This is a genomic window from Alteromonas sp. a30, assembly GCF_026788005.1.
In the GTDB taxonomy this organism is placed as follows: domain Bacteria; phylum Pseudomonadota; class Gammaproteobacteria; order Enterobacterales; family Alteromonadaceae; genus Paraneptunicella.
This window is the reverse complement of the sequence record NZ_JABEPE010000002.1, coordinates 77,774-96,903: the sequence shown is the minus strand read 5'-3', so window position 1 is coordinate 96,903 and position 19,130 is coordinate 77,774. Positions and strand designations below refer to the sequence as shown.

The 19,130-nt window shown below is 42.2% G+C and carries 18 protein-coding genes; 11 read left to right on the top strand and 7 right to left on the bottom strand.

Annotated features, from left to right (window positions below; genetic code table 11):
* Nucleotides 1–12: 12 nt before the first annotated feature.
* Nucleotides 13–2,232: a S9 family peptidase gene (locus tag HJG39_RS02565; RefSeq protein ID WP_442780990.1), complete on the bottom strand. Its 2,220-nt coding sequence runs from the start codon at nucleotides 2,230–2,232 to the stop codon at nucleotides 13–15.
* Nucleotides 2,233–2,535: 303 nt separating this feature from the next.
* Between HJG39_RS02565 and HJG39_RS02560 the strand changes: the two genes are divergently transcribed.
* On the top strand, nucleotides 2,536–3,330 hold the full coding sequence (locus tag HJG39_RS02560) for a tRNA1(Val) (adenine(37)-N6)-methyltransferase (protein WP_268406458.1): 795 nt from the start codon (nucleotides 2,536–2,538) through the stop codon (nucleotides 3,328–3,330).
* Between the two features lie 93 nt (nucleotides 3,331–3,423).
* On the opposite strand, the gene HJG39_RS02555 is transcribed toward HJG39_RS02560, so the two are convergent.
* The 3 genes from HJG39_RS02555 to fldB form a co-directional block, all read right to left on the bottom strand.
* Complete coding sequence (locus HJG39_RS02555) at nucleotides 3,424–3,801, bottom strand: hypothetical protein (RefSeq protein WP_268406456.1); 378 nt, start codon at nucleotides 3,799–3,801, stop codon at nucleotides 3,424–3,426.
* A gap of 588 nt (nucleotides 3,802–4,389) precedes the next feature.
* Nucleotides 4,390–5,097: a dihydromonapterin reductase gene (gene folM, locus HJG39_RS02550; RefSeq protein ID WP_268406453.1), complete on the bottom strand. Its 708-nt coding sequence runs from the start codon at nucleotides 5,095–5,097 to the stop codon at nucleotides 4,390–4,392.
* An 18-nt stretch (nucleotides 5,098–5,115) separates the two neighbouring features.
* Nucleotides 5,116–5,670, bottom strand: a complete 555-nt coding sequence (gene fldB / locus HJG39_RS02545; RefSeq protein WP_268406451.1) for a flavodoxin FldB — start codon at nucleotides 5,668–5,670, stop codon at nucleotides 5,116–5,118.
* A 164-nt stretch (nucleotides 5,671–5,834) separates the two neighbouring features.
* On the opposite strand from fldB, the gene xerD reads away from it, so the two are divergent.
* From xerD to HJG39_RS02495, 10 genes are all read left to right on the top strand, one after another.
* Nucleotides 5,835–6,773 (top strand): site-specific tyrosine recombinase XerD, encoded by a 939-nt coding sequence (xerD, locus tag HJG39_RS02540; RefSeq protein ID WP_268406447.1) that lies wholly within the window; start codon nucleotides 5,835–5,837, stop codon nucleotides 6,771–6,773.
* A 147-nt stretch (nucleotides 6,774–6,920) separates the two neighbouring features.
* On the top strand, nucleotides 6,921–7,640 hold the full coding sequence (gene dsbC, locus HJG39_RS02535; protein WP_268406446.1) for a bifunctional protein-disulfide isomerase/oxidoreductase DsbC: 720 nt from the start codon (nucleotides 6,921–6,923) through the stop codon (nucleotides 7,638–7,640).
* 45 nt (nucleotides 7,641–7,685) lie between these two features.
* The gene (gene recJ, locus HJG39_RS02530; protein WP_268406444.1) at nucleotides 7,686–9,401 is read left to right on the top strand and encodes a single-stranded-DNA-specific exonuclease RecJ; all 1,716 of its coding nucleotides are present in this window, start codon (nucleotides 7,686–7,688) and stop codon (nucleotides 9,399–9,401) included.
* 30 nt (nucleotides 9,402–9,431) lie between these two features.
* Nucleotides 9,432–9,707, top strand: a complete 276-nt coding sequence (locus tag HJG39_RS02525) for a hypothetical protein (RefSeq protein WP_268406442.1) — start codon at nucleotides 9,432–9,434, stop codon at nucleotides 9,705–9,707.
* Nucleotides 9,708–9,725: 18 nt separating this feature from the next.
* Nucleotides 9,726–10,448, top strand: a complete 723-nt coding sequence (recO, locus tag HJG39_RS02520) for a DNA repair protein RecO (protein ID WP_268406439.1) — start codon at nucleotides 9,726–9,728, stop codon at nucleotides 10,446–10,448.
* Nucleotides 10,449–10,523: 75 nt separating this feature from the next.
* Nucleotides 10,524–11,255, top strand: a complete 732-nt coding sequence (pdxJ, locus tag HJG39_RS02515) for a pyridoxine 5'-phosphate synthase (protein ID WP_268406437.1) — start codon at nucleotides 10,524–10,526, stop codon at nucleotides 11,253–11,255.
* A gap of 43 nt (nucleotides 11,256–11,298) precedes the next feature.
* The gene (gene rlmD / locus HJG39_RS02510; protein ID WP_268406434.1) at nucleotides 11,299–12,702 is read left to right on the top strand and encodes a 23S rRNA (uracil(1939)-C(5))-methyltransferase RlmD; all 1,404 of its coding nucleotides are present in this window, start codon (nucleotides 11,299–11,301) and stop codon (nucleotides 12,700–12,702) included.
* A gap of 31 nt (nucleotides 12,703–12,733) precedes the next feature.
* A complete protein-coding gene (gene relA, locus HJG39_RS02505; RefSeq protein ID WP_268406432.1) occupies nucleotides 12,734–14,890 on the top strand; it encodes a GTP diphosphokinase in 2,157 nt (718 codons plus the stop codon).
* A 75-nt stretch (nucleotides 14,891–14,965) separates the two neighbouring features.
* A complete protein-coding gene (gene mazG, locus HJG39_RS02500; RefSeq protein WP_268406430.1) occupies nucleotides 14,966–15,763 on the top strand; it encodes a nucleoside triphosphate pyrophosphohydrolase in 798 nt (265 codons plus the stop codon).
* Between the two features lie 28 nt (nucleotides 15,764–15,791).
* Nucleotides 15,792–16,502: an aspartate/glutamate racemase family protein gene (locus HJG39_RS02495; protein ID WP_268406428.1), complete on the top strand. Its 711-nt coding sequence runs from the start codon at nucleotides 15,792–15,794 to the stop codon at nucleotides 16,500–16,502.
* Between the two features lie 39 nt (nucleotides 16,503–16,541).
* Here HJG39_RS02495 and HJG39_RS02490 read toward each other — a convergent pair whose 3' ends face one another.
* From HJG39_RS02490 to rpoS, 3 genes are all read right to left on the bottom strand, one after another.
* The gene (locus HJG39_RS02490; RefSeq protein WP_268406426.1) at nucleotides 16,542–17,453 is read right to left on the bottom strand and encodes a hypothetical protein; all 912 of its coding nucleotides are present in this window, start codon (nucleotides 17,451–17,453) and stop codon (nucleotides 16,542–16,544) included.
* A gap of 74 nt (nucleotides 17,454–17,527) precedes the next feature.
* Nucleotides 17,528–17,749: a hypothetical protein gene (locus HJG39_RS02485; RefSeq protein WP_268406424.1), complete on the bottom strand. Its 222-nt coding sequence runs from the start codon at nucleotides 17,747–17,749 to the stop codon at nucleotides 17,528–17,530.
* Between the two features lie 347 nt (nucleotides 17,750–18,096).
* Nucleotides 18,097–19,065, bottom strand: a complete 969-nt coding sequence (gene rpoS / locus HJG39_RS02480) for an RNA polymerase sigma factor RpoS (protein WP_268406422.1) — start codon at nucleotides 19,063–19,065, stop codon at nucleotides 18,097–18,099.
* Between the last annotated feature and the right edge of the window lie 65 nt (nucleotides 19,066–19,130).

The window sequence follows — 19,130 nt, the reverse complement described above, 5'->3', positions numbered from 1 at the left end:
ATGCAGTTTGCTTTATTGTGGAGGCATTAGGTTACGATCGAAAAAGTTAGTGATCGTGTGATAAAGGTGAATGCCGGTTTGTTTCCCACGAATACTGTGCTTTTTACCCGGATAATCCATTACTTCGAATGGCATCCCCAAGTCTTGTAAATGCTTATACAGCTTAGTGCTGTTTTTAAATAGTACGTTGTCGTCTGCCATACCGTGATAAATCAGCAGTTTACCTTTTAAGTTTTTTGCGTAAGGAAATACTGAGGCATTTTCGTATGCTTCACCATCAATGCGAGGGTCTCCCATGTAGCGTTCGGTGTAATGGGTATCGTATAAACGCCAGTCAGTCACAGGCGCGCCCGCTACACCAGCTTGAAAGTAGTCTCCTGCTTTGAACATGCTCATCAGCGCCATGTAGCCACCATAGCTATGACCGTAAATGCCAATACGTTGCTTATCAACATAGGGCAAAGTATGTAAGAATTTCACACCGGCCACTTGGTCTTGTACTTCAATTTCACCCATGCGCTTATAAATGGGTTCTTCAAAAGCTTTGCCTCGGAAATTTGAGCCACGGTTATCCACGGTGAAAACAATATAGCCTTTGTTAACCCAATGCTGCATTAACAAGCCGCGTTGTTTGTACCAAGAGTTGGTGACTATTTGCGCGTGTGGGCCGCCGTATACAAAAACAATGACGGGGTGTTTACCTTTAATTTCTGTGGGCTTCCACATGCGATAATGCAAGGTCACGCCATCTTGTGTTTTGAACTTACCAAATTCAGGATAAACCCATTTATCTTGATACGGATGCAGTGGGTGTTTTTCGTCGACGGCATTTTCTTTAAGCCAGAATAAATGTTCGCCTTGGTTGTCATGTAAACTCACTTGGGGCGGGGTGTTGACGGTAGAAAAGTCGTCAACATAGACGCTTGCATCTTTGCTGAAGTTGATCTCATGAAATCCACTACGTTGGCTTACGCGAGCAAGTCCAGTCCCATCAAACTTAACTTTGTACAAGTGCTTTTCAATGGGCGTATCGTAGCGGCCTGTGAAATAGATGATTTGTTGTTTTTCATCAATGGCCGCAATTTCGTCCACAACCCAGTCTCCGCTGGTCAATTGACGAACTGGCGTGCCATCGTTGTTATGTAAATAAATATGCTTAAAACCATCTTTTTCAGATAACCAAACGAATTGTTCCGATGACTTTAGGAAATGTAAATCATCGTGAAGGTTCACCCACGTATCGCTGAGTTCTTGTAATAAAGTGTGCTGTTTTCCGCTTTGGGTATCCACAGAAATCAGTTGTAAGTCTTGCTGGTTGCGGCTTTGTATTTGGTAAGTAAAGTGCTGGCTGTTTTGCATCCAATTGCCTCGGGCGAGGTAAATGTCTTTATTCTTGCCTAAATCAACCCAATCGGTTTTTGCGCCATCTAGCGTATGAATAGCCAGTTTGATTTCAACGTTTGGAGTGCCTGCGCTTGGGTAACGTTGTTGAATCATCTTGATGCTGTCGGCATAAATTTCGCTACGAGTAATGACATTTACGGGGGACATATCCACGCGAGTGAAAGCAATTTTGCTTTCATCGGGAGACCACCAATATCCTGTCATGCGATCCATTTCTTCTTGAGCTACAAATTCCGCCATGCCGTTTTTAATGTTGTCACCACCATCGTGAGTGATTTGTGTTTCTTTGCCGGTGGCAATTTCCATTACATACAGATTTTGCTCACGAATGTAGCTAATGAAATTGCTTTTTGGTGATAAACGCACATCGGTTTCGAATTCAGGTGTGTTGAGTAGGCGTTTGGCTTTTTCGTCGCCAATTTTATAGAAGTAAGCATCGCCTGCTAAGGGGAAAAGTAGCGCCTTGCCATCATCAGACCACTCATAAAACATAATGCCGCTACCGTATTCACGTAAACGTTCACGGCGCGCTTTTTCTTCATCGGATAATACTTCGTTACCTGTGTGCAAATCGTCGGCGTCAAACAGGAGTTGCACTTTTTTCGTGGGGATATGGTATTCCCACAAATCGTAGCGTTCGTAATCGTCTTTTTTGCCTTGGGTAAATGTGACGCGTTGACCATCGGGAGAAATTTTTAGTTGTTTTGGGGCTGTGCCTTCAAGTGCGGGCGATGAAAAAATGCGTTCAATCGTAAGCTCTTCAGTAAAACCTTGAGAAGCCATTGTCAGGCTTGCCAAGAAAGAGAGAGCAATTTTTTTGTTAATCATTGCAACTTCCGTTAGTGGAGACTGGGAGAGGATGTATATTAAAGTGTATCCTCTGTGAGATGGGATCTATTCTAAGAAGTATTACAGCATTATTGAAGTTTCTTCATTGTTACTGTTTCTTTCTGAATCACGACTTTGCTATAGACACTACAGCGAAGCGTGAGTTCACTTTGTCTATAGCGTGGTGTTCTCACAACCATCAGTGACTAATTGAAATTAACACAGACTCGCTGTGAATCCATCATTTATGATGGCTGGTGGCGGGCATTAATTGTTAACACTTTGAATAAAAAGTAGGAAAGCGTGGCGTCGTCAGGATTTCAGTTTAAAGCTTTTTATGTACAACACGATCAATGTGCGATGAAAGTGGGTACAGACAGCATTATTTTGGGCAGTTGGCTGGATACAGCGGGAGCGCGCAATTGTTTAGACATCGGTACAGGGAGTGGTTTGTTAGCATTGATGCTGGCGCAAAAAACAGCATCGTTAACGCATGCTGAAATTGTGGCGATTGAGCCGGATGATTTGGCTTTTTGGCAAGCGCGGCACAACTTTTCTCAATCGCCGTGGAGCAACAAAATAAAAGCACAGCATGTAGATTTACAACACTTTGTTGCTCAAACTTCAGAGTTGATCGTCGAGGGAACAAAAAGATCACACAATAGGCCCCATGCCTTTGATTTAATTGTTAGTAATCCCCCTTACTACGCTGCACACCAACCTAACGAGCGCGATAATAATGTGCTGTCTATGCCCGATTCACGTAAGCGTGCGCGTCAATCGAACCATTTAACACTGCGGCTGTTAATCGAAAGCGTGAGTCAGTTGCTGTGTGAAACGGGGCGTTTTTATTGCGTATTGCCTGTTCAGTCTCAAACAGAATTGGAACAGGTTGTCTGTCAGTATGGCTTAACGATAACGCAACGACTCGATATTCAAACAACCAGTATAAAAGCGATTAAGCGTCAGTGCTGGTGTATTCAAAAAAAGAGGGAGGGGTTAATCGTAAAATGTGAGCGCCTGACGATTCATCAGGATGATGGAGATTACAGCGAGGCTTTCAAGCGGCTTTGCCAAGCTTTTTATCTTGCATTTTAAAAAGATATGGGAGCGTCATTATTAGGTGCGGATTAAGCGTTAACGCATAAAAAACGCCAGCTCAGTAACAGGCTGGCGAAAAGCGGCTTAGCACTACACGAAGTCTTTAACGATGCGATTAACCGAGCGATGGTAAAAGGGTAATGAAATATTGTGCTCGATTGTATCTGCCGGATACCCAAATAAACCAAAACGATTTCCTTTAGTATGGCTGACCACAACAACATGTTTTGGCGCCTCTAGTAAACTGCCTCTGAAAGGATCTATGACAGGAATAGAGTAGTGTTTCTGCTTTAATAAGCCTACTCTGCGGTTTTCACGATAAACGTAGCTTTCGATAACAGGGTTATCAATGACTGCATAAACTGCGAACTTCGGAATTTGAATAGGAACATCTCGCCATTCAATCTGAACGATTTGAAGATTCTTAATCAAATTTGACATGGCATCTGGCAATTGGATTTCGCGCATAAACAGCCTCCTAAATTTAAAAAAAACCGCTTTAGCTCCCTGCGATATTTCAAGCTCCGTTAAACCATCTTAACTGAACTCATTTGGAAATCGTTTCACAACCTGTTTGATTATTAATATAGCAACTCATCAAATTAATTAAACCTATTTTATTATTAGAAAATAGTATTAATTTTTCGATTCTTGTTAAAAGAAAATGTGGGACTGAATCAACTTTTTGAATAAAAAATTTATTTCATTCAGTTGGTTAACAAGGGGAATACTTCTAAAGTTTATGGAAATATTTAACCCTTAAATACATTTTAATTAAAAAGTTTTTACCTAATAACGCGATATTTTGCGACTAAAGTCTAGTAAATAAAGTCGATGATTTGTTTAAAAGTGCATCACCTAATTAGATTAATTGTTAAGTAATTGTTTTTATTTCGCAGTAATTTAAAGAAACTAATCGGTTTATTGAATAAAGGGGAGTTGTAAAATAGGCAATTGAACAAACTGGCCCTACTGAGTCAGTAGACCCTGTCCCCCAGCTAACGGCTTTGTTATGGTGTTTGACCAACGTCGTCCTCTCTACTAAGACAACGGCGTTTACGGGAGGTTCAAATTTCTACCACCATTTAGTGAAATAATTTGACCTGTCACGTAAGCGTTTTCCAGTAAATATAACAACGTATTCGTTACTACCGACTCACCTGGTTCAATGCCAACAAGGGATTTAGCCAGTGCTTTTTGGCGATAGGCAGCATCATCGTGTTCGTTAAAAATAATCATTGAGGGGGAGATGCTATTGACTCGAATGGCCGGTGCCCATTTGCGCGCAAATGAAAGTGTTAAATTGTCGAGTGCCGCTTTTGAGGCTGCATAAGCGGTGTGTTTAGTGCTACCTACTTGAGATACAAAGTCACTAATATGAGTAATGCTCTTTAGTGAATCTCTGAAGGCTTCTTCTAAAGCGTAGTTAATGAGGTAGGGCGCTTTGGCATGAACCTGCATCATGTTGTCAAAAATGCTGCCACGTTGCTCAGGTGTATCAGAAGACCATGTGGAAGCATTGTGAACGATTGCTGTAATACCGTTAGCTTTTGCTTTTATTTCATCGATGCAGCGAGAGATACCGTCGTCGCTAGCAAAGTCCGCTTGAATACATCGCGCTCCCATATCGCGGAGGCGATCCACGCCCACTTTTTCTGTGCGATAGGTAATCGTAACTTGGTGCCCTTTTTCAAGCAATGTCTGCGCGCAATGCAACCCAAGTCGTTGACCAGCGCCAGTAATTAATACGTGTTGTGTGTTCATGAATGTTACTTATTTTATTTAAAGGACTTTTTCGATTTCTTGGATTTCCAGCAAAATTTGTTCAACCCAATTGTCAATACGCTCCTCGCTTGATTGCCATTGGTTTTCATCATCCAAGCTGAGACCAACAAAAAATTCCCCATCTTCTGTAAGCGCTTTTGATTGCGTGAATTCGTAACCTTCGTTAGGCCAATATCCAATGCTATGGCAGCCCTGAGGTTGAATATGTTCGTGCAACATGCCCACAGCATCTTGAAACCAGTCTGGATAGCCGACTTGATCCCCTAAACCGAAAATAGCGACGATTTTATCTTTAAGGTTCAATGATGCAACATCATCCCACTGCGATTCCCAGTCTTCCTGAAGCTCGCCAAAATCCCATGTTGAAATACCAAAAATGATGACAGAGTAGTTTTCCGTATTGGCAAGGTTGGTATCTTTTATATTGTGCAAAGATACGCGCTCAAAGCCACATTTCGTGTTGATTGCTTCTTGAATTTTTTCGGCTGCCATTTCTGTGTAGCAGGTGGTGGAACCATAAAATAAACCAATTGGAGAGGGATTATCAGGCATAAGTTGCATCGACTACTTTTAGGTTAAAAACGACTGAGTGGAACAAACTGCGGCGATTGTAACATGAGAAATGTATGTTGCTAATTCTCAGGCCGATTCCACTTTCATATCGCTTTCAGATATGCTGATACCAATCGGCTTCGACAAAGAGTAGACCAAAGCCAATGAAGGCCAATGACCAACGCTTAAAACCCATTATTATTAATGATGAAAACACGCAACTTATTGAGCAGTTTGTTGATGCATTGTGGTTAGAAAAGGGCTTGAGCAAGCATACATTGAGTGCGTATCGGAGCGATTTGAGTAAGTTGGCTTTATATTTGGAGGGGCAAACGGCCTGTTCTAATTTGAGCCAAATTGAGGCAAATCATATCAATCACTATTTAGCGCAACGATACGAGCAAGGTTTGTCTGAACGCAGTACCGCACGTTTTTTAAGTAGTTTACGAAGCTTTATGCATTGGCTTCAGGACGAAAAGCTCCGAGAAGACGACCCTGTCGCATTAATTCAAAACCCCAAATTACCGCAAACCCTGCCCAAAGTGTTAAGTGAACAACAAGTGTTGGATTTGTTAGCTGCACCAAATGATGAAGATGTGGTGCAGTTCAGGGATAAGGCCATGCTTGAATTGTTGTATGCAACTGGTTTGCGAGTGTCTGAATTGGTGGGATTAAGTCTTAATAATATGAGTTTGCAGCAGGGGGTTATTCGCATCATAGGCAAAGGCGGAAAAGAGCGTTTAGTGCCGATGGGGGAGGTCGCTGTGGAGTGGGTGAGTCGTTTCATTAAACATGGACGGCGAGAGCTTTTAAAGGGCAATAGTGATATTGTTTTTCCAAGTAGTCGTGGGGTTCAAATGACGCGGCAAACGTTTTGGCATCGTATAAAAATCTATGCGCAAATCGCAGGGATTGCCTCAGAAATATTGTCTCCTCATACGTTACGCCATGCCTTTGCAACGCATTTGCTAAATCATGGCGCTGATTTAAGAGCCGTGCAAATGTTACTTGGTCATAGTGATTTATCGACAACACAAATATACACCCATATTGCCACTGAGCGCCTACAGCAGTTGGTAACTGAGCATCATCCGAGGGGGTAAATAATGGTGTTTAAGTTTGAACTCAACCTTAACCACGAGGTTTTTTGCTTGGAATTACTTGATTCACGGAAATATAATGCATGAAACTAGGTCTACTGAATCGATACCTCCCTGACCGGGGCACCAAATAAACTATCGGGATTACCTATGCGTACAATTTCTTATGTTATGTCGTTGTGCCTGTTGCTGATGACATTTTCTTTTCAAGCCCACGCTGAAAGTGAAAAAGAATCTGCGGCAAAAGCCAAAATTGAAAACTTGCTGAAAATGCAGGTTAGTGAAATCAAAAGCTCTCCTATCCAAGGTCTTTATCAAGTCATGACTGAGCGTGGCTTGTTCTACGTAAGTGAAGACGCAAAATACTTTGTTCATGGTCGTATCTTCAATTTAGATGAAGGTATGCGCAATGAAACTGAAGATGCGCTAGCATCTGTCCGTATTAGTGGTATGAAAAAATTTGAAAACGACATGATCGAATTCAAAGCGAAAGATGAGAAATACGAAGTTACCGTCTTTACCGATATTACCTGTGGTTACTGTCGTCGTTTGCATAATCAAATAGCAGAATATAATGACTTAGGTATTACTGTTCGTTACTTGGCATTCCCTCGTGGCGGCCCGAATAGTAAGGCATTCGGTGACATGCAGTCTGTGTGGTGTTCAAAGAACAAACGAGAAGCAATGACTGCTGCTAAGGCCGGTGATTCAGTACATTCTGCGTCTTGTTCAAACAAAGTACACGACCAATATATGTTCGGCATGCAAGTGGGTGTTAATGGTACGCCTGCTATCATGCTAGCCGATGGTAGTATGTTGCCAGGTTATCAACCGCCGCAGCAATTAGAGCAATTACTTAAAACGCTTTAATCCAATCGGTCTCCTTGATTAAATATAAAAAGTAGTGACCCTCTTTTGAAAATTCAGTATCGACCGCCGGTGGAAATCGGCGGTCTTCCTCAACATCTACACCCTATTATCCAGCGCATTTATGCCAGTCGAGGCGTACTTAGTGAGCAAGATATCAAGCACTCGACTAAAGATTTGCTGCACTATGATGGCTTGAAGCAAGTAGAGCTTGCCGTCGAACTCCTTACGCAAGCTATCAAAAATAAACAAAAGATCATGATCATCGGCGATTTTGATGCAGATGGCGCAACAAGCACTGCTGTGATGGTGCGAGCGTTAACGATGCTAGGATGTGTTAGCCATCACTATCTTGTACCGAATCGCTTCGAGTATGGCTATGGTTTAAGTCCTGAAATTGTCACCATGGCACATCAGCAAGGCGCGGAAGTCATTGTAACGGTTGATAATGGCATTGCCTGTTTGGAAGGGGTGAGTTTGGCGAAATCATTAGGTTTACAAGTGATCATTACCGATCATCATTTACCCGCTGAGGCACTGCCTAATGCTGATGCTATTGTGAACCCTAACCAGAGAGATTGCGCTTTTCCTTCGAAGAATCTTGCAGGTGTGGGAGTTGCCTTTTATTTGATGATGGCGCTTAGACGACACCTGCAACAGCAGCACTGGTTTCAGGAGCAATCTATAGCAGAACCAAATTTAGGGTCGTTACTCGATTTAGTTGCCTTGGGTACGGTTGCCGATGTTGTTCCCCTTGATACCAATAACCGTATTTTAGTGCATCAAGGGGTGCAGCGAATAAAAGCGGGGAAATGTGCTGCTGGTATTAATGCTTTGCTGAAGGTTGCCCAAAAGGAGGCGACAGACATTGATTCTTCTACATTAGGATTTGTGCTTGGCCCAAGGCTTAATGCGGCTGGACGCTTAGATGATATGTCCTTAGGTATTCAATGCTTGTTGACTGATAATCCGTACGAAGCAATTCAACTTGCTAGCAAGTTAGATTCACTCAATAGTGAACGTAAAGAAATTGAGTCTGGTATGCAAAAGGAGGCAGAAGCCGTATTGAATGCCTTTGCGTTGCATGATATTCCTCACGGAATTGTGCTTTACGAGGCAAACTGGCATCAAGGCATTATTGGTATTGTCGCAGGTAGAGTGAAAGATAAATATTATCGACCAACAATTGTTTTTGCTGAGCAGGATGACAATACCTTAAAAGGCTCGGCGCGTTCGATTCCCGGATTGCACATTCGCGATGTGCTTGAAGAGTTAAACACACGTTATCCGGGGGTCATATTAAAGTTTGGGGGGCATGCCGCAGCCGCAGGATTAGCCATCGAGCAAGACCAGCTAACAGCATTTACCTCATTGTTTAATCAGCTTTGTGAAGAAGCATTATCGCCAGAAGATTTGCATGATGCAGTATACAGCGATGGTAGCCTGCCCATTGAATGCTTGTCTTTGGATTTTGCACAACAACTGAAAACGGCGGGACCATGGGGACAAGGCTTTCCCGAGCCTATTTTCGATGGCAAGTTCCGGTTAATCCAGCATCGTGTGCTGGCCGGAAAACATTTGAAGTTGGTACTGCAACTGGAAAATAGCAATGAGTTAATAGATGCGATTATGTTTAATGTCGATCCTGCAACTTGCCCAGCGTCGTCAACATGGTTACATGTAGCCTATAAGCTCGATATTAATCGCTTTCGAGGGAAAGTCTCTTTGCAAATGTTGGTTGAAGCGATAGAAGTGTTATCCTAGTTATATCTTTGCGTTTGTAAGAGCAGTGGAATGGCAACTGAAACTGAAAAGCTTCTAACAAGACACCATGATCTAATTCAATCCGATAACTTAAAAGTGGTATCCCATGTACAGCGAGAGGATGGGGATTGGATTCAACATAGCTTGATGATTGAAGGTATTGAGGTACCATTTAAGTTCAAACGTAAAAAGCGTTATAAACCATTGCAAGGTGCCCGCGTGAATATGACTTACTATCCGATAACAGAAGAAGTGGCGGGTATTCCATTTGAGGTAATGAAAGTGGTGCGCTTGCGCCGTTCCTAGCGCTATTGGAATCTGTTCATGGCTTACAATCGAGGCGAAAGTCGTACAGCGAATGTGTACGTATTGCATAGCAGACCATACCGAGACACTAGCGCAATTGTGACATGTCTATCCCAGGAGTTTGGCAAACTCAGTTTTATTGCTAAAGGTATTCGCGCTAAAAAAAATGCTAAAATTGCACTGCTACAGCCGTTTATCCCTTTATCTGTATGTGTATTTGGTAATAATGAATTAAAAAACTTAGCCAGTGTCGAAGCGCTAAGTGTGGCCCTAACATTAACCGATAATCATCTGTACTCTGCATTGTATGCCAATGAGCTTTTGGTCAGACTCTTACCTCCAGAGTTAACCTATCCTGCTCTCTTTGAGCATTATCAACAAATGTTACACTGGTTTTCTGAGCAGAAACCTATTGAGCCAATTCTTCGAGAGTTTGAATTGAGTCTTCTCAATGAATTTGGTTACGGGATTGATTTACAATATGACGTGCAAAATGACCAGCCAGTCATTGCTGAGGGTCGCTATACGTTTGATCCAGAGATAGGCGTAACCTTGGTAGAAAATAGTCAATCGCTTTCTATCCCCGGTCAGTTGCTATTGGATGTGAGTGAATTTAACTGGCATCCAGCTTCGTTAAAAACGGCTAAATACATGAATCGACTAGCGCTTGGCGTCTTATTAGGTAATAAGCCATTGAAAAGTCGAGAATTATTTAATAAACCACAAAATACGCGTAAGTAACGTTTAAGGTTGAAAATTAATTGCGCATCTGTGCAGCAGCACAGGAAAGATAACAAAACTGTGAAGGTTTAAAACATGAAAGATATGCTTCTGGGTGTCAATATTGATCACATTGCTACGCTGAGAAATGCACGAGGGACGCATTACCCCGATCCGGTTCATGCCGCTGATATTGCTGAGCGTGCTGGGGCCGATGGAATTACGGTCCACCTACGAGAAGATCGTCGTCATATCAAAGATAGAGATGTACGTTTGTTGGCTCAAACTATCAATACACGTTTGAATTTAGAAATGGCTGTTACGGATGAAATGATTGATATTGCTTGCGAAATCAAGCCAACATTTTGCTGTTTAGTGCCAGAAAAACGCGAGGAGTTGACAACAGAAGGGGGGTTGGATGTTGTCGGTGGATTTGAAAAAGTGAAAGCTGCAACAGAAAAGTTGATGGATGCTGATATTATCGTGTCACTGTTCATTGATACTGATTTGAAACAGATTGATGCAGCCAAGGCATGTGGCGCTGAGTTTATTGAAATTCACACAGGTCACTATGCTGATGCGACGAATGAAAAACAAGCCGAATTGGAGCTTGAAAAAATCACGAAGGGCGTATCTCACGGACATGATATTGGTTTGCGTGTTAATGCAGGGCACGGATTGAACTATCATAATGTTAAGCCCATTGCCGCGTTGTACGAAGTTGTCGAACTCAACATTGGCCACGCGATTATTGCCCGTGCTGCTTTTGAAGGCTTGGAAAAAGCTGTTTCCGATATGAAGCGATTAATGCTTGAAGCGCGTGCTTAGGTTGACAAACATTTTTATCACATACTAAAAGCAGGAATATCGCGTGGTTAAAGCATTTCGTCCTCCCAAGAAAACACACCATAAAAAAGGGAAGACTTCACATCAAGCATTGCGTCTAGAGATTGACTCTCTTGATCACGAAGGGCTCGGCGTTGCTAAACAGCATTCACCAATTGTTTTTGTTTCAGGAGCCTTGCCCGGAGAAACGTGTTTGGTAGACATTACTGAACAAAAGAAACAGGTATTTAAAGGGCGGGTGAAACAAGTATTACAGGCCAGCCGACATCGTAAAGAAGCAATTTGCCCGCACTTTAATCAGTGTGGTGGTTGCCAAACACAATATGTTGATCACCAAACAATGTTGGGCTTTAAGCAGGAAGCTATTACGCAACTCCTGAATAAATTGGGTGCGGTTGACATTGAACAAGATGTACCGTGGCAAAGCCCAATTCTTGACTCGGATGTTGCTTACCGTCGTAAAGCTCGTTTAGCCGTGGATTTCCGCCAAGAACAATCCCCTCGCATTGGCTATCGAGGGAAAGGCACAGCGGAGGTGATTAATATCACTTCATGCCCTGTTTTAAAGCCTGATTTGGCAGCATTAATCGCACCGATTCGAACGCTTTGTTTTGAATTGAATAACAAGAGAGCGATTGGACATATAGAGCTTCTGCAAGGTGATAGACAGGAGGGGAGTGAATACGTTGATACGCGTCCTTTGGTGGTTTTTCGAATGACCAAAGACTTATCACAACAGGATAAACAGATTATTAGCTCCTTTGCTCAACAACAGGGCTGTGATGTGGCTTTAGAACTGCAAAATAGCCGTTTTGAAATGTTAGCGGGTATGTCTGCGAATATTGATTATTCGCTAACTAACTCTATTTCACTTAAAGCACAAGTAACTGATTTTATTCAAGTAAATCCGGTTGTGAATCGTAAGGTGGTAGCAACCGCAATAGAGTGGTTGGATATAAAAACTTCTGACATAGTGTTGGATTTATATTGTGGATTAGGTAACTTTAGTTTACCCGTGGCTGAAATAGCAAAGCAGGTTGTTGGTTTAGAAGGTGTACCTGAAATGGTGCAAAGGGCGTCGCAGAACGCACAACAAAATGGCATATCCCATGTAGATTTCTTTTGTCGGGACTTAGATCAACCTGAAGCGTTAAAAAAATGGTTGGGTTTAGGGGTCAATAAAGTCATTCTTGACCCTTCTAGAGTCGGCGCAAAAGCGCTTATGTCACAAATTGCTGAACTTAAACCAGAGAAAATACTCTATGTTTCATGTAATCCGGCAACCTTCGGCAGAGATATTGCTACTTTGATGCAACTTAAAGCATCTAACAAACGGTATGTGGGATACCAACTGCGCAAAATCGCGTTATTAGATATGTTTCCCTACACTGCGCATACGGAAGTCATTGCACTACTCGAGCGTGGGTAACTGAAAATAAAACGAGAGAATAACGAGAACAATGGTTTCTATACGTAAGGTTCATCAAGCTGATCGCCCGGGCTTTGCTGAGTGGTTAGAGCAGCTTGATCTGCCTGAAACCACAAAAGAAAAGCTAGCAACCACATCAGAGCAACCAGAAAGCTTGTTAATTGGGCAAGAAATGGTGGAAATTTTGCACGAGTTGCAAATGGACGACCGGACCCTGCAAGCAGCGTTGATCTTCCCTTATTGTCAAATCCATGAGTTAGACTCGAATCAAATCAAAGAGCAATTTGGTGAAGAGATTTGTCACCTCATTGAAGGCGTCAGGGAAATGGACGCCATACGTAGCTTGTATGTCACTCAGCATGTGCGCGCCGATGAGGCTCAGGTCGATAAAATTCGACGCATGTTACTTGCCATGGTCAAAGATGTTCGTGCGGTATTGATTAAATTAGCTGAACGTATTTGTCGATTGCGACAGTTAAAAAACGCCAGTGAAGAATCTAAAGTTATTGCCGCCCTCGAATGCGCTAATATTTATGCGCCATTGGCGAATCGCCTAGGCGTTGGTCAGTTAAAGTGGGAGTTAGAAGATCTCGCCTTTCGCTACCTGCACCCCGATACATACAAAAATATTTATGCGATGTTGGCTGAGAAGCGCTCAGACAGACAAAACTACATTAATAACTTTGTTTCTGATTTACAGAAGCAGTTAGATAAAGCCGATATTCAAGCCAAAGTACAAGGTCGACCAAAACACTTCTTTAGCATTTGGCGGAAAATGCAGAAGAAGAATTTAGATTTTAACGAGTTGTTTGATATTCGAGCTGTGCGTGTCGTAGCGAAGCGCGTTCAAGATTGTTACTCATGTTTGGGGCTGGTTCATTCCGTTTGGAAGCATATTCCAAAGGAATTTGATGATTATATTGCCACCCCGAAAAGCAATGGCTACCAATCCATTCATACGGTCGTTATTGGCCCTGAAGGTAAGCCGATTGAAATTCAAATTCGTACCGAGCAAATGCATGACGATGCCGAGCTTGGGGTTGCCGCTCACTGGAAATATAAAGAAGGAAAAAGCGGCAGTGACGAAAAATATGAAGAGAAAATTGCTTGGCTGCGGAAAATCCTGCAATGGCATGAAGATATGGCTGGCGATGGTGAGATGGTTGAAGAGCTTCGCAGCCAAGTCTTTGAAGATCGCGTATATGTGTACACGCCAAAAGGTGATGTACTGGATTTACCGACAGGCAGCACACCACTTGATTTTGCTTACTATATCCATAGTAACGTTGGTCATCGATGCACTGGGGCAAAGATTGCAGGGAGAATTGTACCGTTAACCTACGAATTGCAGACGGGCGATCAGGTAGAAGTATTAACCAGTAAGAATATGAATCCGAGCCGAGATTGGATGAACCCGTCTTCTGGTTATATTCACTCCTCTCGAGCACGGGCTAAAATTCAAACATGGTTCAAAAAGCAAGATAGAGAAAAGAACCTTGCAGCGGGTAAAGAAATGCTGGAAGTGGAGATCCAGCGAGCTCGTTTGACTCACGAAGGAATAGATAAGTGTGTTGAGCGGTTCAATATGACATCTTTAGATGATCTCTACGTGGCGATTGGCGCTGGCGATGTGCGTATTATGCAAGTCATTAACTATTTGCAGCAACAACAACGCCCCGAGCCACAAATCGATCCACGTGTACCTAAGCCAAGCAAGGCAAAATCTACGGGTAATAAGGAACATATCATTGTAGAAGGTGTGGGGCGCTTGATGAGCCAGATTGCGCGTTGCTGCCAACCACTACCCGGAGATCCAATTGAAGGCTATGTCACAATTGGTCGAGGGGTAAGTGTTCATAAAGAAGGGTGTGAGCAGTTGGCTCAATTGCTTGAGCAGCACCCAGAAAGAGCCATCGAAGTGAGTTGGGTTCAAGATCTTCAGGAGAAGTTCCAAGTTGCTTTGGATGTGATGTGCTGGGATCGTGATGGGATTCTGCGGGATCTTACTACCGTGTTAGCGAATGAAAAAGCGGGATTGCTTGGCGTTGAAACGGCGTCTTTGAAGGATGAACAAACCGCGAAGATTAAGCTCAAGATTGAGGTTAAGAATCTCAACAGTCTAGCGCGGACAATGAAGCGTATTCAAAATATCCCAAGCGTCATTGATGTCATCCGGGCTAATCGCTAAACAGCCGTTGCAATGAAATTAGGTTGAGCTTATTCTCGAGTAAGCTCAACCTACTATTTTATCATTCCTTTCATCATGCAAAATGCCTCCAAACCGTTAACTCGCTTGCTTGAGATTATGGCTCAACTCAGGCACCCCGAAACAGGATGTCCTTGGGATATTCAGCAAACTTTCCAAAGTATCGTTCCTCACACACTTGAAGAAGCTTATGAAGTTGCAGATGCGATTGAATTTGGCACGATGGACGATGTAAAAGAGGAGCTCGGCGACTTACTTTTTCAGGTTGTTTTTTATGCGCAATTAGGAAAGGAGCAAAATCAGTTTGATTTTTCTGATATTGTTGAAACCTTGTCAGATAAATTGGTCCGCCGTCACCCCCACGTTTTTGGTGATACTCAAGTTGATTCACCCGAAGCCGTTAAGCTTAATTGGGAGCGGATCAAGGAAAAAGAAAAGGAAGATAAAGGCGAGATTGATACTAGCGTCTTAGCGAATATCCCCGTAGGTTTAACGCCATTAATTCGTGCTCATAAGTTACAAAAGCGTTGTGCTAAAGTGGGTTTTGATTGGGGAGAGTTGTCACCGGTTATCGATAAAATCAACGAAGAAGTTGGCGAAGTATTGGCCGAGCTTGAGCAGCCAGAAGTGGATAAAGATAATTTAACAGAGGAAGTCGGTGATCTGTTCTTTTCGGTAGTGAATCTTGCTCGTTACCTTGATGTTGATGCTGATGCCGCGTTGCGGAAGGCTAATCATAAGTTTGAACAGCGTTTTCGAAAAGTTGAAGCTGCACTTCGGGAGCAAAATAAACAACCTAAGGAAGCCTCTTTGGACGAAATGGAGTCACTTTGGCAAGCCGTTAAAAATAAGTAGCCTTTTTATTGTGCCGAGGAATAGTTGAATGAAAGTCATTGGTTTATTGGGTGGTATGAGTTGGGAAAGTAGTCAAATTTACTACAGAGCACTGAACGAAGCCATTAAGCAGCGTTTAGGCGGATTACATTCCGCTGAAATGGTGCTGTACAGCATCGACTTTGCTAGGTTAGAAGTGTTACAACAAGCTAAGAATTGGGGAGCCGCAGCTGATTTACTCATTGACGCTGCTCGAAAAATTGAAAACGCTGGGGCTGACTTTTTGTTAATTGGTACCAATACCATGCATATTGTTGCTGAACAGGTCGCCAATGCTATTGATATTCCTCTGCTGCATATTGCTGATGCGGTAGGTGAACGCATTGCAAAGCAAAATATTGATAATGTCGCTCTGCTCGGAACGGCTTTCACTATGACCGAGGCATTTTACCGAGTGCGTTTACAAGAAAATTTCGGTTTAAATGTGATGACGCCTAGTCAGAGTGAGCGAGACATTATTCACCGAGTAATTTATGAAGAGCTATGTCAAGGCGTGGTCTCCGACGATGCCAGAAGGGCCTACCTAAATATCATCGACAATTTGTCTCAGAAAGGCGCACAGGGCGTCATTTTGGGCTGTACCGAAATTGGTTTGTTGGTAAAACAGGAACACAGCCCATTACCTTTATTTGACACGGTAGAATCGCACGTCGAAAAGGCAGTAGAATTTGCGCTTGAGAGGGACGTTACGAGCGCATAAACCGTCATTCATTGCATTTTATAGTTACCTTGTTATTTATTAAATGTGTTGTTCAAGGCGACTTGTCAGTTCGACATTCCGCTTTTCACCGGGAGGGTAAGAATACAATGCTAAGTCTCGAGCTTTATCACATAACAAGTTAATGCTTTGGATATAATCTGTTTTCGAGTGGTCTTGCTCGGTAATTAACTCAGAGGCAGTAAACACAAATTGCGAAGCAGTTATTTTCTTATCACCTTCAGGCATCGCATGAATAAGATCTTGAATTGCTTCTACTCGGTTATATGCCTGATCAACTTCCTTCAAATAAGCTTCTGTCGATAAAGTACGAAAGCCATTACCAATTGATAGTTTAACCAAGTTGCTTGATGGAGTTTGTGGCATCGGGATGACATTATCGATATTGGCGTATTCACCATTAAAATTAATATCAGCCTCCTCTGTACTCTTATTTTTAGTGAACAGACCAACAGGCAAAAACAAGCTTACAAAAATAATAGTATTAAAGAGATGGCTTAAAATGGTTCTTACATCCCACAGCCACCATGCACTGCCTCTTTCATAATTCACCCCCACTCCTGTGTTTAATGCAATAACATTACGATCAATGTGAACGAGGAAGGTTAATATTAAATCAAAGACCAATAACCCCATGGCTAATTTTAATTGCCAGTGGAAAACGAATCCTCGGATTCTGTTATAAATCAATGGGGTAACTGCTAGAACAAGGGCTGAAAAAGCGAGGTACAGGTAATGAATTTTAATTGGTTCGTGTAAAAATGCGATCCACTGTGAGAAAGCTAAATGCGCTAAGGCAAAGATCACTGCGGCAAATAGTGCAAAGTGAGTAATAGGTTTGTGTTCAGGGCGAAAGCTCTGGTTATACACTGCTGCAATTAAAAATCCGATAGTCCAAATATTACTAATTACAAAGGCAATTGCTAAATCCAACATTCTGTAAATCTATCTACTCATTGTGATAAGCCAGGTGTAACCCTGGCTTAAGCGTTATTCAGTTCAGGAAATCATGATGGATCACCACTCACGCCTGGGCCTAGTAGCGAAGCTGAGCTACTGGAAACTATTTTATCCAATAAACAATTCAACGACCAGTTGTTACATGTTGTGTTTACGTTAATTTCGCTACCTTGACTAAGTTGAGTCTGATCTAAAACAGCGTCTTCAGCATTAGATGCAAAGGATAAAGCGGAAAAGATAACGGGGAGCCAAATTTTGGTTTTTTTCATAAATACCTCTCTAAATATATGGGCCGTGTTGAAAACTTTCACGAATATATCTATGCAGACGGTAAAAATGTAGTCCAAGATAATACCAATTTCGGTAATCTAATTTCTTGAAATGATTAAATATTTAAGGATTTCAATTACTTTCGTGTCTATGGTGGGGAATGAAAAAATGTCTTTTTACGATAAAATTATTAACTAAAACGCTTTCATTTATTTGAAAATGATTTTCTATAATGTGCAATGGTATTTTCTTACCATTTGACACGAAAAACACAATATAAAAAATACCATAGTCGCGCCTAGTTTTATGGTGAAATAAAGCTAAGCGCGATGAATGGTGTTTTTCGTTAAGCTAGTTCACAAAGCAACGCGTCTTTGCTTAGCCCTTGTGCGGACAGTTGCTCGCGAATCTTACGTAAAGCTTCTACCTGAATTTGGCGAACGCGTTCCCTTGTAAGGCCAATCTCAGCTCCTACATCTTCAAGTGTTGAAGGTTCGTAGCCGAGCAGACCATAGCGTCTAGCCAATACTTCCCTTTGTTTCGGATTCAGTTCTTGTAACCAGTCAACAATGCTTGTCTTAACATCCTTGTCTTGTAACTCCTCCTCGGGGCCATGATGCTTTTCGTCAGGAATAACATCCAATAAGGCTTTTTCATTGTCTTGACCAAAAGGTGAATCAACGGATGTGATTTTCTCATTAAGGCGCAACATTTTGCTGACATCCTTAACAGGTTTATCTAATGCATCTGCGATTTCTTCGGCAGTAGGCTCATGGTCTAGCTTTTGTGCTAACTCTCTCGATGCACGCAAATAAACATTAAGCTCTTTGACAATATGAATAGGGAGGCGAATTGTACGCGTTTGGTTCATTATCGCTCGTTCAATAGTTTGACGAATCCACCAAGTTGCATAGGTAGAAAAACGAAAACCTCGTTCGGGGTCAAACTTTTCAACGGCACGGATTAAACCTAAATTTCCTTCTTCTACTAAATCAAGTAAAGCAAGGCCTCGATTATTGTAGCGTCTGGCAATTTTAACCACTAAGCGTAAATTACTGACAATCATGCGCTGTCTTGCACTAGCATCACCTTTTAAGGCGCGTCTAGCGAAGTAAACTTCTTCTTCAGCTGAAAGTAAAGAAGCATAGCCAATCTCACCCAAATACAATTGAGTGGCGTCTAAGCTTTTAGGTGAACCTTCCTGATTCGATAATGCTTCCTCAAACTCTTCGGTTTGTGATGTTTCTTGGATTAAGCCCGTTTTTGCTTCTGAATCCAGGGCTTCCAGTTCTTTAACTGAGGTATCGTTTGCCATGAGATATATCTCCAACATGGAATCAATGTATACCTATCCCCCTTTTGTACTGCTTTCTTCTTATT

Bases quoted from the DNA above. Each gene is read 5' to 3' on its own strand.
- HJG39_RS02565 (WP_442780990.1), bottom strand. From the start codon at position 2,232: ATGATTAACAAAAAAATTGCTCTCTCTTTCTTGGCAAGCCTGACAATG.
- HJG39_RS02555 (WP_268406456.1), bottom strand. From the start codon at position 3,801: ATGCGCGAAATCCAATTGCCAGATGCCATGTCAAATTTGATTAAGAAT.
- folM (WP_268406453.1), bottom strand. From the start codon at position 5,097: ATGAACACACAACACGTATTAATTACTGGCGCTGGTCAACGACTTGGG.
- fldB (WP_268406451.1), bottom strand. From the start codon at position 5,670: ATGCCTGATAATCCCTCTCCAATTGGTTTATTTTATGGTTCCACCACC.
- xerD (WP_268406447.1), top strand. From the start codon at position 5,835: ATGAAGGCCAATGACCAACGCTTAAAACCCATTATTATTAATGATGAA.
- dsbC (WP_268406446.1), top strand. From the start codon at position 6,921: ATGCGTACAATTTCTTATGTTATGTCGTTGTGCCTGTTGCTGATGACA.
- HJG39_RS02525 (WP_268406442.1), top strand. From the start codon at position 9,432: ATGGCAACTGAAACTGAAAAGCTTCTAACAAGACACCATGATCTAATT.
- recO (WP_268406439.1), top strand. From the start codon at position 9,726: ATGGCTTACAATCGAGGCGAAAGTCGTACAGCGAATGTGTACGTATTG.
- pdxJ (WP_268406437.1), top strand. From the start codon at position 10,524: ATGAAAGATATGCTTCTGGGTGTCAATATTGATCACATTGCTACGCTG.
- relA (WP_268406432.1), top strand. From the start codon at position 12,734: ATGGTTTCTATACGTAAGGTTCATCAAGCTGATCGCCCGGGCTTTGCT.
- mazG (WP_268406430.1), top strand. From the start codon at position 14,966: ATGCAAAATGCCTCCAAACCGTTAACTCGCTTGCTTGAGATTATGGCT.
- HJG39_RS02495 (WP_268406428.1), top strand. From the start codon at position 15,792: ATGAAAGTCATTGGTTTATTGGGTGGTATGAGTTGGGAAAGTAGTCAA.
- HJG39_RS02485 (WP_268406424.1), bottom strand. From the start codon at position 17,749: ATGAAAAAAACCAAAATTTGGCTCCCCGTTATCTTTTCCGCTTTATCC.
- rpoS (WP_268406422.1), bottom strand. From the start codon at position 19,065: ATGGCAAACGATACCTCAGTTAAAGAACTGGAAGCCCTGGATTCAGAA.